The organism is Paraburkholderia sp. RAU2J (assembly GCF_003634845.1).
GTDB classification, from domain to species: Bacteria; Pseudomonadota; Gammaproteobacteria; order Burkholderiales; family Burkholderiaceae; genus Paraburkholderia; species Paraburkholderia fynbosensis.
Genome location: NZ_RBXG01000001.1, coordinates 3,555,657 through 3,569,491, shown reverse-complemented (window position 1 = coordinate 3,569,491; position 13,835 = coordinate 3,555,657). Strand labels below are relative to the sequence as shown.

The 13,835-nt window shown below is 62.3% G+C and carries 9 protein-coding genes and 2 tRNA genes; 5 read left to right on the top strand and 6 right to left on the bottom strand.

Annotated elements, in window-relative coordinates:
* Positions 1-240 precede the first annotated feature (240 nt).
* From B0G69_RS16275 to B0G69_RS16265, 3 genes are all read right to left on the bottom strand, one after another.
* Positions 241-1,488 (bottom strand): MFS transporter, encoded by a 1,248-nt coding sequence (locus tag B0G69_RS16275; protein WP_121318568.1) that lies wholly within the window; start codon positions 1,486-1,488, stop codon positions 241-243.
* An 877-nt stretch (positions 1,489-2,365) separates the two neighbouring features.
* Positions 2,366-2,452, bottom strand: a tRNA-Leu gene (locus B0G69_RS16270).
* Positions 2,453-2,681: 229 nt separating this feature from the next.
* Positions 2,682-2,768: transfer RNA gene (locus tag B0G69_RS16265), tRNA-Leu, on the bottom strand.
* Between the two features lie 304 nt (positions 2,769-3,072).
* On the opposite strand from B0G69_RS16265, the gene rnr reads away from it, so the two are divergent.
* The 5 genes from rnr to B0G69_RS16235 all read left to right on the top strand — a co-directional run bounded on the left by rnr (position 3,073) and on the right by B0G69_RS16235 (position 9,991).
* Positions 3,073-5,577: a ribonuclease R gene (gene rnr, locus B0G69_RS16260; protein ID WP_121319479.1), complete on the top strand. Its 2,505-nt coding sequence runs from the start codon at positions 3,073-3,075 to the stop codon at positions 5,575-5,577.
* A gap of 195 nt (positions 5,578-5,772) precedes the next feature.
* Entirely contained in the window at positions 5,773-6,516 is a 744-nt protein-coding gene (gene rlmB, locus B0G69_RS16255) for a 23S rRNA (guanosine(2251)-2'-O)-methyltransferase RlmB (RefSeq protein WP_121319478.1), read from the top strand.
* A 72-nt stretch (positions 6,517-6,588) separates the two neighbouring features.
* Entirely contained in the window at positions 6,589-7,284 is a 696-nt protein-coding gene (rpiA, locus tag B0G69_RS16250; RefSeq protein WP_121318566.1) for a ribose-5-phosphate isomerase RpiA, read from the top strand.
* A gap of 532 nt (positions 7,285-7,816) precedes the next feature.
* Positions 7,817-9,034, top strand: a complete 1,218-nt coding sequence (locus B0G69_RS16245; RefSeq protein WP_121318564.1) for a glycosyltransferase — start codon at positions 7,817-7,819, stop codon at positions 9,032-9,034.
* A 534-nt stretch (positions 9,035-9,568) separates the two neighbouring features.
* Entirely contained in the window at positions 9,569-9,991 is a 423-nt protein-coding gene (locus B0G69_RS16235; protein WP_121318562.1) for a transcriptional regulator, read from the top strand.
* A gap of 319 nt (positions 9,992-10,310) precedes the next feature.
* Here B0G69_RS16235 and B0G69_RS16230 read toward each other — a convergent pair whose 3' ends face one another.
* Genes B0G69_RS16230 through B0G69_RS16220 form a run of 3 tightly spaced genes read right to left on the bottom strand, consistent with a single transcriptional unit; the run spans position 10,311 to position 13,423 of the window.
* Positions 10,311-11,264, bottom strand: a complete 954-nt coding sequence (locus B0G69_RS16230) for a glycosyltransferase (protein ID WP_121318560.1) — start codon at positions 11,262-11,264, stop codon at positions 10,311-10,313.
* A 2-nt stretch (positions 11,265-11,266) separates the two neighbouring features.
* Complete coding sequence (locus B0G69_RS16225) at positions 11,267-12,652, bottom strand: undecaprenyl-phosphate glucose phosphotransferase (RefSeq protein WP_121318558.1); 1,386 nt, start codon at positions 12,650-12,652, stop codon at positions 11,267-11,269.
* Positions 12,653-12,688: 36 nt separating this feature from the next.
* Entirely contained in the window at positions 12,689-13,423 is a 735-nt protein-coding gene (locus B0G69_RS16220) for a Crp/Fnr family transcriptional regulator (RefSeq protein ID WP_006048767.1), read from the bottom strand.
* Positions 13,424-13,835 lie beyond the last annotated feature (412 nt).

Here is a 13,835-nt window from a genome sequence, read left to right as displayed (position 1 = left end):
CAAAGTCGACTAACTCCTCTAGAAGACCTGACGAGGGTCGTCTTAACGCCATGCGTGACGCGTCGTTCGCGCGGAAATAAAAAGGCCGCTCCGATGTGAATCGGAACGGCCTCGTATTGCTTGCTACCTGAGTTTGGCCTTGTATGGCGTGACGCGCGTTCGAGCCGCGGCGGTTCGAGCCGCCTTTGCGGCTATTGCGTCCGAGAACGCGCCGGCAAAATGGCCGTTCAGTTCGAACGCTTAAAGCTGTCCGGCAACGGCCCTATTGGGGGAGTGCGCGGCGATCTCCATGGCCGACTGCGTCATGTCGATACCGCGACGCTCGCGGCTGAATGGAATCAGCGCGGCAATCACCACGGCGACGATGCCGATCACCACCGCCATCACGAGCGCGTAGTTGTTGCCGTGCGCTTCGGAAGCGCGTGCCTGCAGCGGACCATTCACCGACGCGATCAGATTGCCGAGCTGATACACGAGACCAGGGAAGGTCGCGCGAATTTCATCGGGCGAGATTTCGTTCAGGTGCACCGGGATCACGCCCCACGCGCCCTGCACGGAGATCTGCATCAGGAACGCGCCGAGCGCGAGCAGCACCGGCGTGCTCGAAAACGCCCACAACGGCAGGACCGGCAACGCGATCAACGCGGCGATGAAGATCGCGCGCTTGCGGCCGATCTTTTCCGACGCCCAGCCGAAGAACAGGCCGCCGCAAATCGCGCCGATGTTCAGCACGACCGTGATCCACGACACCGTATGCGCATCGAACTGATGCTGCACGCGCAGGAAGGTCGGATACAGATCCTGCGAGCCGTGGGAGAAGACGTTGAACGCGGTCATCAGCACGATTGCGTAAATGGACAAGCCGACGTTCTGCTTCAACGTGGCGATCAGGCCCGGCCGCGCTTTCTTTTCGAGCGTCTTGAAGGCCGGCGATTCCGGCACGTGCGCGCGCACGTACAGCACGAGCAGCGCGGGCAGCACGCCGACGAAGAACATGCCGCGCCAGCCGATGTATTGATAGAAGACGCCGAACACGATGGATGCGAGCAGGTAGCCGCTCGGATAACCGGCCTGCAGCAGACCCGAAACGATGCCGCGCGACTTCGGCGGCACCGTTTCCATGGTCAGTGCGCCGCCGACGCCCCATTCACCGCCCATCGCGATGCCGAACAGCGCGCGCAGCACCAGCAGCGTCATCAGATTGGGTGAGAGGCCGGACAGCAGTTCCAGCAGCGAGAAGCACGCGATGTTGAGCATCAGCGTGGGGCGGCGGCCGTATTTGTCGGCAAGCCGGCCGAAAATCAACGCGCCGACCGGGCGCATCATCAAGGTCAACATAATCGCGACGGCAACCGACGGAATAGTCGTATTGAATTCCGCCGCGATATCCTTCAATACGAACACCATTAGAAAGAAATCAAATGCGTCGAGCGTCCAGCCGAGATAGGCGGCGATCGTGACGTTTCTCTGTTCCCGAGTCCAGCTCATTGATTGTTCCCCTCAGTCTCCAATAACCCGTGTTTTACGACGGGCGGCTCCGTAGCCCCCTACGCCCTCTAGACAAGGGCTTGCGGCGAGTGTACGCCGACCGTTAAACGCCTGCATGGTTGAAGCTGCTTTTATCGGTATTAATACCTGGAGCGAATTCGATGTTGAATTATGAATGCATGCTGAATGTTTGACAAATGTAATTGTTGTATTGAGGGTGTCAGTTTAAGTGTTTGTTATTTGTAATGTACATTTGACTTGAAAGCGGTGAATCAGGGTAATGCGACCGATTCCTTTCCCCGTTCCGCAGAGGTGGCACCCGTCGAATTCAGATTGGCGAGGGCCGACGCGCCCCGCCATAGCTGCCGCGCGCGCGGCATTCGCCATGCGCATATAAGGGAGGCTGATAAATGACAATTCCGTATCTTTGCCTGCTTATCGTGGCGCTGCAGCCCGTTTTCTCGGACCATGCTGGCGAAGGTCAGCAAGCGCTACGACAACCGCACGCCTCGCGCGTATCTCGCCGGACTCGACGGCTGGCGCGCGCGTGCTGAATCAGGAATTATTGATTCCCGTGCTGTTTGCGGTTGGCGGCGCACTGCTGGCTTTTCAGGCCTGGGCGAAGTGGGCGCCTGCGTTGCAGTCTGGTTGGAGATTCAACTGGGATGGAGCGGGTAGAGGAGCGCGATCGGATTGCCTTGTGCGGCGACTTTGGCCCGGTGTGATGTCGTCGCAAGAAGCGCGAGGGATGCCGCTGACACGGGCAAGCACTTCTGCAAAACAACGCACGGTACGCAGGCAAAAGAAGCAGCCAGAAACAAAAAACCCCGCGAAGCGCAAAGGCTCAACGGGGTGTTTCGTTTCACTTGAAGAGGGGTGGTGCCCAGGAGAGGACTCGAACCTCCACGGTGTTGCCACCGCTAGGACCTGAACCTAGTGCGTCTACCAATTCCGCCACCTGGGCACGTCTTCAAGCTAGACCGCTATTTTAGCAAGCTGATTCAGCGTGTCAATCCCTGCTTCAAACAAACATCGCTTTATCAACCGCCCGGTTAAGTCGTGCAACGAAGCAATGCTTCGCTACCCAACTCCGTCCTGCCAACTACGCAAACTGATCGCTCAAACGAGTGAATCGGACCACGTAGCTTCCTACAAAAATTAAAGCCACCCGCAGGCGGCTCTAATTTTGAATCTGGTGCCCAAGAGAGGACTCGAACCTCCACAGTGTTGCCACCGCTAGGACCTGAACCTAGTGCGTCTACCAATTTCGCCACCTGGGCAGGCGATGAACAGCAAAGACCGCCATTATAGCGACAGATTGGGACCTGTCAAGCGTTTCTCCAAAGTTGCTTAAACATCTCGCCGACGAGGCCGCACGCGCCTGCCGGCAACCATTGACGGGCCGCGTGGCGCGCAAGACGGGTGTTAGAATGCCTCGCAGTAGTTCGTTGGTACGGTGCCACACGCCCGTCGACTCAGCCTTGAACGAGCCGGACCCGAGCAGTCTTTTCTGTGCATTTGCAGGTGCAATTCAAGCGCAACGCAAACGCTTCTTCAGCCGAGCCACATCGCCGACCGACGTCCATGCAACGAGAAAAAATCATCGACAAGCCCTTGAGCAAATTTCCGTATCCGATTCCAAGCCGCGAAGAAATTCTGGGCGTCCTGCGCACGAGTGAAACGCCGCTTGCCGCGAACGACATCGCCGAAGCGCTGTCGATCAAGCGCCAGGAGCGCGAAGGATTTTTCAAGCGCTTAGGCGCGATGGAGCGCGACGGCCAGATCCGGCTCGACCAGCGCAATCTCTATCAATTGACGCATCCGTCGAACTTCGTCGCGGGCCGTGTGCAAGGTCATCGCGACGGCTTCGGCTTCCTGATCCGCGATGACGGTCAGGACGATCTGTTCCTGCCCACCGGCGAGATGCAGAAGGTCATGCACAACGATCGGGTGCTCGCGCGCATCGTCGGTTATGACCGGCGCGGCCGCCCGGAAGGGCATATCGTCGAAGTGACGGATCGCGCCAACAAGCGCGTGATCGGCCGCCTGCTCAACGAGAACGGCGCGCTGATCGTCGCGCCCGAAGACAAGCGCATCGGCCACGACATCCTGATCACGCAGAACACCAAAAAGGCCAAGGTCGGCCAGGTGGTGGTGGTCGAGCTGACCGATTTCCCGAGCCGTCATTCGCAGCCGCTCGGCCGCGTGGTGGAAGTGCTCGGCGATATCGACGACCCCGGCATGGAAATCGAAATCGCGGTGCGCAAGTACGGCGTGCCGCACGAGTTCAGCCCGGATGCGCTCGACGAAGCCTCGAAGCTGCCCGACGAAGTCCGTCCGGTCGACGCGCGTCACCGCATCGATCTGCGCGACGTGCCGCTCGTCACGATCGACGGCGAAGACGCCCGCGACTTCGACGACGCCGTGTATTGCGAACCGGTGCAGGTCGGCCGTGGCGAGGGCTTCCGTCTGATCGTCGCGATCGCGGACGTGTCGCACTACGTGCTGCCGAAGAGCGGGCTCGATGCCGACGCGATCGAACGCAGCACGTCGGTGTATTTCCCGCGCCGCGTGATTCCGATGCTGCCGGAGAAACTGTCGAACGGCTTGTGCTCGCTGAACCCGCACGTCGATCGTTGCGTGCTCGTGTGCGACATGATCGTCACCGCGCGCGGCGAAGTGAAGGCGTATCAGTTCTATCCCGGTGTGATGCATTCGGCCGCGCGTCTGACCTATACGGAAGTCGCCGCGGTGCTGAAAAACACCAAGGGTCCGGAGGCCGCGCGGCGAGCCGCATTGCTGCCGCAATTGCAGAATCTGTACGGCGTCTACAAGTCGTTGTTCGCGGCGCGCCAGAAACGCGGCGCGATCGACTTCGATACGACCGAGACGTACATCGTCTGCAACGCGCAGGGCAAGATCGAGCAGATCGTGCCGCGCACCCGCAACGACGCGCACAAGCTGATCGAGGAATGCATGCTGGCCGCGAACGTCTGCGCGGCCGACTTCCTCAAGCGCAACAAGCATGCGGGTCTGTTCCGCGTGCACGCCGGGCCGACTGCGGAAAAGCTCGAGAATCTGCGCACCTTCCTGCGCGGCATGGGCTTGACGCTCGCCGGCGGCGACACGCCGCACGCGAGCGATTACGCCGCGCTGATGGCGCAGATCCGCGAGCGGCCCGATGCGCAGATGCTGCAAACCATGCTGCTGCGCTCGATGCAGCAGGCGGTCTACAGCCCAGAGAACATCGGCCACTTCGGTCTCGCGTATGAGGCGTATGCGCACTTCACGAGCCCGATTCGCCGCTATCCCGATCTGCTCACGCACCGCGCGATCTACGCGATCCTGCAGGGCCGCAAGTATCAGCCGGAGCCGCCGCAAGGCGTCGAGCTGAATACCGCGCTGTCGCCGCGCGCCCGCGCGATGCAACAGGCCGACGACGAAAAGCGCGGCCGCCAGCGCGGCAACAACGTCGCGATCTGGGAAGAACTCGGACTACATTGCTCGGCTAACGAGCGCCGCGCCGACGAAGCATCGCGTGACGTCGAAGCATGGCTGAAGTGCTATTTCATGCGCGACAAGCTCGGCGAAGAGTACGGCGGCATGGTGAACGGCGTGACGTCGTTCGGCATCTTCGTGCAGCTCGATTCGCTCTTTATCGAAGGCCTCGTGCACGTGACCGAACTCGGCTCCGACTACTTCCAGTACGACGAGATCAAGAACGAGCTGCGCGGCGAGCGCACCGGCATTCGTTATCGTCTGTCGGATCGGGTGCGGGTGCAGGTGAGCCGCGTCGATCTCGACGCGCGCAAGATCGATTTCCGGCTCGTGCGCGACACGCCGATCAAGCCGCCCGCGGCGCGTGGGGCGCTGGCCGACAAGGGCGCCGGTGACAGCGGCGGCGCGCGCGTGCGTTCGCTGCCGCCGGCCGAAGCCGGTGCGTCGGCGCCGGGCGGCGCGCGGCGCAAGAAGGCCGCGCCCGCGCAAACCGTGGCGGTCAAGGAAGCGCGCGCGGCGCGTGGTGCGGCGAAGAAGCATGGTGCCGCGGCCAATGCAGCGTCGAAGCCGCAGGCACGCAAGAAACGCTGAAGCGGTTTCACCGCCTGAACCGCGCGCATCGGGTACGTTCACACGTGCCGGTTGCGCGCGGTCTGCGTTTTATCGTGGCACGCAGGTCAGCGCACGAGCGCGGCAGGCATGCAAAGTATTCACGCGAAGTACTCAGACTCGTATTCATCACAGCAGCGCGCGTTGCAGTCGCGCTCAATCAAAGGTTGTTCAGTCATGGCACGTCTCAAGGTTTTATACGGTTTTCACGCAGTGACCGCGCGTATCCGGCACGATGCGTCGACGGTCGAGGATGTTTATTACGACGCGACGCGCAAAGACCGTCGCATGACCGAATTCCTGCACTCGGCGAAGGAAGCCGGCGTGCGTCTGATCGCCGCCGACGAAACGCGTCTGTGGGGCCTCGCGCACACCGAGCGTCACCAGGGCGTGGTGGCCCGCGCGGGCGACATGCCGCTCGCGCAGAATCTGGCCGAACTGCTCGACGGCATCAACGGTTCGCCGCTGATCCTGGTGCTCGACGGCGTGACCGATCCGCACAATCTCGGCGCCTGCCTGCGCGTGGCCGATGCCGCCGGCGCACATGCGGTGATCGCGCCGCGTGATCGCGCGGTCGGTTTGAACGCGACCGCTGCGAAGGTCGCGAGCGGCGCGGCCGACACCGTGCCTTACATCACGGTGACGAATCTCGCGCGTGCACTGCGCGAATTGAAGGATGCGGGCGTATGGGTGGTCGGCACGGCCGGCGAGGCGACCAAGAGTCTCTACGACACCGAGCTCGACGGTCCGGTGGCGCTCGTGATGGGCGCCGAAGGCGAGGGTATGCGCCGTCTCACGCGCGACACCTGTGACGTAGTCATGCAGATTCCGATGGCGGGCACGGTCGAAAGCCTGAACGTTTCCGTGGCGTCGGGCGTCTGTCTGTTCGAAGCGGTGCGGCAGCGGGCGGTGAAGAAGTAATCGCCCGGCACTCGCGCATCACTCAGGTAAACTAGCGGTCTTATCGCTTTAACTGCTCGCCAGCCTCCTCTCATGACTCAAGACGAACTCAAACAACTGGTCGGCCAGGCCGCCGCCGACTATGTGAACGCCAACGTGCCCGAAGGCGCGGTGATCGGCGTCGGCACCGGCTCGACCGCGAACTGTTTCATCGACGCGCTGGCCGCCAACAAGGCGCGCTATCGCGGCGCTGTGTCGAGTTCGCTCGCCACCACCGCGCGTCTGCAATCGCACGGCTTCAAGGTGCTCGACCTGAACGAGATCGATTCGCTGCCGGTGTACGTGGACGGCGCCGACGAGATCGACCGCAGCGGCGCCATGATCAAGGGCGGCGGCGGCGCGCTGACGCGCGAAAAGATCGTGGCGTCGGTGTCGGACGTATTTGTGTGCATCGCGGATGCCAGCAAACTGGTCGACACGCTCGGCAACTTCCCGCTGCCGATCGAAGTGGTGCCGATGGCGCGCACCGCGATCGGCCGCCGCGTCACCGCGCTCGGCGGCGTGCCGGTGGTGCGCGTGACGAAAGAGGGCGTGCCGTTCATCACCGACAACGGCAACGAGATCATCGACGTCAAGGGTCTGCGCATCAGCGACCCGCGCACGCTGGAAACGCACATCAATGCGTGGCCGGGTGTGGTGACCGCGGGCCTGTTCGCGGGCCGTGGCGCGAACCTGTGCCTGCTCGGCACGGACACCGGCGTCGAGACGATCGAATACAGCAAGGGCTGATCGGGGTCGTTCTGAAATCGCGCGTGAACCTGCAATTTGCCGGTTTGCGCGCGATTTGCCTTTGTATGAATCGTTGGCGCTGGCGCGCGGCTTGCCTGATTGCCGTGCCGTGCGCTGCCAACGTCGAGTTGCCGCGGACGTAGGCCGCATATCGTTTCGCGCGTCGCTCCGTGAGACGCTATGTGAGTGTCCGGTCGGTGCGCAATGTCCTGATCATTGCGGCGAGTACAACGCCTCTGTCACACCTCATCGCTTCGACGATCACTGCCCCGAACCGGCTCTGTCCAGTCGGCGTACGCAGGCGCATAGCTCTCATCCTTCATCCGCGCGAACCCATGGCCCGAAGGCGAGCAGAGCCTTTCGCCACCGCATGCGCAATCCACGGTTTCGCATAGGCATACGAGCATCCGGCCAATTATTCGCGCACTGTCGCGCGTCGAATGTGGGCACCCGCACGCACAGCAATTAATGCGGCACATACACTCGTTGCTAGGCCCAAGAGGTGCGTTTTTCCCGACAGCTAGGAGAGGTCATGAAAGTGGCGATCGTGCACGACTGGCTCGTCGCATCCGGCAGTGCGGAGAAAGTGCTCGAGCAGATCATCGAGTGCTTTCCCGACGCCGACCTTTTCAGCCTGGTCGATTTTCTCGATGATCGCCGGCTGCTGCGCGGCAAGTCCGTCACGACGTCGTTCATTCAGCACCTGCCGTTCGCGCGGCGCCGCTATCGCGCGTATTTGCCGTTGATGCTGCGTGCCATCGGGCAGTTCGATCTCGCGGATTACGACCTGATTATCACGAGTTCGCGCATGCTCGCCAAGGGTGTGCCGGTGGGCCCGGATCAGACACATGTGAGCTACGTGCATTCGCCGATGAGCGAGGCGTGGGATCTGCAACACCAATATCTGCGTGAAGCGAGGCTCACGCACGGGCCGAAGTCGTGGGCAGCCCGCGCGTGGCTGCATTATCTGCGCAGTTGGGATACCCGTTCGACGAGCGGTGTCGACAGCCTGATTGCGAACTCGCATTGCGCGGCGCGCCGCATGATGAAGACTTACCGGCGCGAGGCCGCCGTGATTCCGCCGCCCGTCGACGTGCATGAATTCGAAGTGCGCGAGCAAAAGGACGACTTCTATCTGAGCGTGTCGCGCATGGCGTCGGACAAGCGCCTCGATCTGATCGTCGAGACCTTCAACGCGACGCCGCAGCGCAAGCTGGTCGTCATCGGCGACGGGCCGCAGATGGCGGCGCTGCGCGCGAGAGCCGGGCCGAACGTGACGATCCTCGGGTATCAGCCGCCCGAGGTTCTGAAGGATTATCTGCAACGCGCGCGGGCCTTCGTGTTCGCAGCCGAGGAAGATTTCGGCATCGCTCCGCTCGAAGCGCAGGCGTGCGGCACGCCGGTGATTGCCTTCGGCAAGGGCGACGCGCTGGACAGGTTGACGCCGCTTGGCGACGCGCATCCCACCGGCATATATTTCGCATCCCAAACGGTCGTGTCGATGCGCGAGGCGATCGAACGCTTCGAACGGCTGCGTGAGCGCATCACGCCGGCGGCTTGCCGCGCGAATGCCGAACGGTTTTCGGCAGCGGTGTTCCGGCGCGCATTCATGGCCGAGGTCACCCGGACGATCGCCGCCGCCGGCATGCGTCAGCGCGTTGGAACGGTGGAGGTGGGCGAGCACGATCTGGAGACCGAGGACCTTGCATGGTCGGACAAGCCCGCATCCGGGAGCAATTTGGGACCGTGATGTGCTTGCGCCGGATTGTGACGGGTGACCCGGCATGATCCGCAGTTGGCTCGGGGTATCTATTTATTCGCATATTGAGCAATGAACAATATGCGAATAAATGGACTTTCGTCGCACCGCAGTAGGCCGCACATGGCCGTCCGGACTATGCCTGTCCGACTGGCTATCGCTGTCGATCCGCCCGTTTAGCCTTGCACGTACTCGCGCATCTTCGATGCGCGAGTACGTGCGGACGAAGACGATGCGGGTCATGTCAAAGAAGGCGTTGCACGACTTTATAAAGAGACATCCGGGGTGCGCGCAGTGCGCTATTGACGTGGCAGTAGCGCAGGCTTGCCTCGCGTATGGCTATAACGACCTGAAGCAGACGTTCGCCAGTGTGGACTATGTGCCGCCGCAATACATCGTTTTTCGATGCAGGCGGCAGCCGGTTCAGGATCGTCGCGGCGATTCACTACAACAGGCTGTCGTCATTCGTTCGTCATGTATGACGCATGCGGAGTACGACCTTTGGACGAGGAAGAACTTAAACTCATGAACGCCGATCGCCTTCCGGGACCTTTTCCCGACGTTGCCCAAACCTGGGTCACGCTGCAAAACCAGTTGCCGATCACGCCTATTCGTACCGAAGAGGATTACCAGCAGATGGTGCGGGTCGCCAACTCGCTCGCCGATCAGCTGAACGGCAACAACGAGGATCCTCTGGCCGACCTGTTCGCGATCGTCACGGAACTCGTCGCAAACTGGGAAGCGCACAACGTGACGATTCCCAAAGCGGAGCCACGCGAAGTATTGCGGCATCTGCTGGAAACACACGGACTCAAGCAGAAGGACCTGATAGGTATCGCGTCGCCCACCGTGGTAAGCGATATTCTCGCGGGGCGGCGCGCCATCAGCAAGAAAGTGGCGAAGGCGCTTGCCTTGCGTTTTCATATCGACGTCAGCGCGTTTCTGTGAAAATCGCGCAATGCCGGTTTCGTGCCGCGCGCGGCGTGGAGCGTTAGCAGGCCGGCTCGGACTTCGACCCGTTCCATCCGCGCGGGCGCTGGCCGCTTGCAATTCCACCTTTGGCGTCGGCGCAACAGCATGGACGCGGCGACCGTTTGAGAGCACGCAGGAGCGCGCCGTGGCCCACGCCGGCACGGCCGCTTGTGTCGCGTATGCCGGCTCACGTGACGGAACGGGCGCGTGGCGGCGCGGCGGCCATGCCCGCCGCAACCGGCCCGGATCGAAGGCGATGGGTGGCTGCCTCGCGCGAAGCGGCTGCTTCGCGCGGTCAGCGTATCGCTTCCTGCCACGCGCCGCGCATTGCCCGCAGGCCCACTCGCCATTTACGCAGCGCAAGCGCCACGCCGCCGCGTGCGAATGCCAGCGACAATGCGCGCAGAAACCCCGGGTCAGCGCGCTCGCCAATCAGCGTCGAGTAAGCGACGAACGCCCATCGGCCGTGCGGGCTCAGGTATTCCCACATGATGAGGCGCAGATTGAATGACGCGTTGTAGAAAGCTGCGTCGTTGAAAGCGAAGCGCGGGTCTTCGTCGCTGCACTGCACGGGGAAGTGCTCGACCAGCAGCGAAGGGTCATAGATTAGAGCCCAGCCGCGCCGTTGCACGTCCAGACTGAACGCCATCTCGCAGTGAGCTTGCGCGCCGTGGCCGCGCAAGCGCGAGTCGAACCGCAGCGCGCCGATCGCCTCACGGCGAAACGCCATGTTGACGCCTTTGAGCACGTGCACCCGGCGCGCTTCGCCATGGCCGATATGGTGGTTGCCGATGATCCGTCCATACCAGCGCACGAGGCCCACCCGCGGCGTGTGGCCCTGCACGATGCCGTGCCGTTCATGCACGATGTCGCGGCCGCCCAGGCCACCGAGCGTGGGATCGTCGTTGAACGCGCGAGCGATGCGCGCGATCCAGTCGCTATGCGGCGCGGCGTCGTCTTCGGTGAAGCAGAGCACATTGCCGCTCGCGCTTTCGATGCCGAGGTTGTAAGCGGCAACCATACCGGGCTTGCGCATCAGCACGACGAAGCGGCGCGGATCGGGCCGGTTCGCTTCGCGTGTGCGCAGCCAGTCGAGTGTGGCGTAGTCGTCGTGGCGCGCAACCACGATCACTTCGTCGGCGCGACGCTCCTGCGCGTCGAGTGCCGCGAGACAGCGGGCCAGGTCGGCCGTGCGCCGGTGCGTCGGCACGATCACCGACACTTTCACGAACGGTTGCCGCACTGGCATGGTCAGAACGCGTTGCGCCCGACGAAGCCCTTGAAGATGGTGATGAACACGATCTTCATGTCGAACCAGAACGACCAGTTCTGAATGTAGAAGAGGTCGAACTTGACGCGCGCTTCCATCTTTTCCACCTTGGTGGTGGCGCCGCGATAGCCGTTCACCTGAGCCCAGCCGGTGATGCCGGGCTTGATCCGGTAGCGGTGCATGTAGCCATACACCTGATCCTTGTAGAGATCGTCGTGTTCGACCGCGTGCGGGCGCGGGCCGACCACCGACATCTGGCCGAGCAGCACGTTCAGGAACTGCGGCAGCTCGTCGAGACTGGTGCGGCGCATGAAGCCGCCGAGTTTCGTCACGCGCGTATCGTTGCGCGAAGCCTGGGTGACCTGGCCGTGCGTTTCGTGATGAACGGTCATCGAGCGGAACTTGTAGATCGCGAACGGCTCGCCGTCGACACCCTTGCGCGTCTGGCGAAAGAACACGGGCCCGGGCGAGCTGAGCTTGATGCCGATCGCGAGCACGACGAACACCGGCGCGAGCGCGAGCAGCGCGAGCGCAGCGAACAGACGGTCGAACATCAGCTTCGGCCACATCTGCGGCGGCGAGAAGGGCGTCGCGCTCAGATTGAGCGTGGGTAACCCGACGACGTCGACCAGCGCGTGGTTGAACAGCGAGAGGCTGCGTACATCGGGAATGAAACGCAGGTTCACGAAGTCGTGCCTGAAGATATGCGTGAAGCGATAGATCGTATGTTCTTCGGAAAGCGGCAGCGCGAGCCACACTTCGCTTACGCGCTCGTTGCGCACCTTGTTGACGAACGCATCGAGATCGGTCAGCACTGGCAGGCGTTTCAGGCGCGTGGCATAGTTGGCGGCGCCTTCGATGCTGGTGTCGAAGACGCACACCGGTTTGAAGCCGGCTTGCGGCGCATGTTCGAGATGCGCGAGCAGCGTACGCGAGAAGCCTGGCGCGCCGACGATCGCGACGGTGCGGACATTCATCCCGCGTCGCCGCACGCTGCGCAGCACGACGTGCGTGATGCAGCGGGTGGCGATGATCATCGCGCCGGAGATCAGCGTCGAGTAACCGAACCACAGCCGCGACACCGCGTCCATACGATGCAGCGTGAATACCAGCACGAGGCCGGTGACGGACACCACCAGCCACGCCGCCGTGATTCTCGCCAGCACCGGCGCCAACGCCTTGCCGCGCCACGTTTCATACACACCGAAGCCCGGAAACAACAGCAACACGAGCAGACAGTTGAACGCGATCAGAAGACGCTCGGTGTCTGACAACTCGATCGGCGTCGAGAAGCGCAGCCAATGTCCGAGCAGGCTGCCGGCAATCACGAACATCGCATCGAGAACCCGCGTAGTATTCCTGAACATATTTTTCTTTATTCTGGTGGTCGGGCGGCACCTTGCTTATTCGACGGTTTCGGCCTGGCGCAGGCGCGGCAGAAGACGGTCGAATTCGCGTTTGACGAGGCCGTAGCATTCGCATGCACGCGCTTCGAGGCCCTTGCGATCGAGCACCTTGATGTGGCCGCGGCTGTGATGAATCAGGCCTTCATCGTGCAGCTTGCCGGCGGCTTCGGTAATGCCTTCGCGGCGCACGCCGAGCATGTCGGCGATCAGTTGCTGGGTTACCGTCAGATCATTCGATGCGACGCGGTCCACTTCGATCAGCAGCCAGCGGCACAGCTGCTTGTTCAGCGCGTGGTGACGATTGCAGGCAGCGGTTTGCGCGACTTGCGTGAGCAGGGCGTGCATATACAGCAGCATCAGGCGGCGCAGGAAGTCCGAACGCGCGAATTGCTGTTTGAGCGCCTGTGCGCTCATCCGGTATGCGAAGCCGGCGCATTGCACCTGCACACGGTTCGGCATGGTTTCGCCGCCGGTGAGCACCGGCACGCCGGTCATGCCTTCGCGGCCGACCGCGGCGATTTCGACCGAGCTGCCGTCTTCCATCGTCGAGAGCATCGAGATGATCGCGGTCGTCGGGAAGTAGACATGATGAATGCGTTGACCCGAATCGCACAGCAACTGCTCGGTGCGCAGATGAACCAGTTCGAGATGGGGAGCTAGCGCTTGCCATTCGTGCGACGGCAATGCTCCAAGCAAGTGGTTACCGTGCAGATCGGATTGAAGTGTCAACATGATCGGTCCTCGCGTGAAAGTCGCGTTGAGGGCGGCTTTCTGTTTTTGATCCGATGTCTGCATCCGTGAAGAAATCACAACTGCCTGGCGAGCAGTGAAGGATGGACAGACTCGGCCCCGTATTGGCCTGGTGCGCCGCCGCCGTTGTTGTGGACCCTGCTGCGGTGACGCTGCGTTGCGCTCAGCTATTAGCGAGGAGTGTGCCAACGCCACCTAAAGCGAGCGCTGGTGCGGCGCAGCGAACCAAGCCTGAGCGGCGCGCGAAGCCAAATGTGACTTTTTGTTTCAAATCTGTACAACGCGCCGCCTCGAGGTCCGCGTTTCGCGGGCTTATTTCAAACGACCGAAGCCGTTGATGGTATTGGCCTGGAGCGTGTCCGCCGGGTTCACGCAGCAGGTGTCTCAGCGGCGA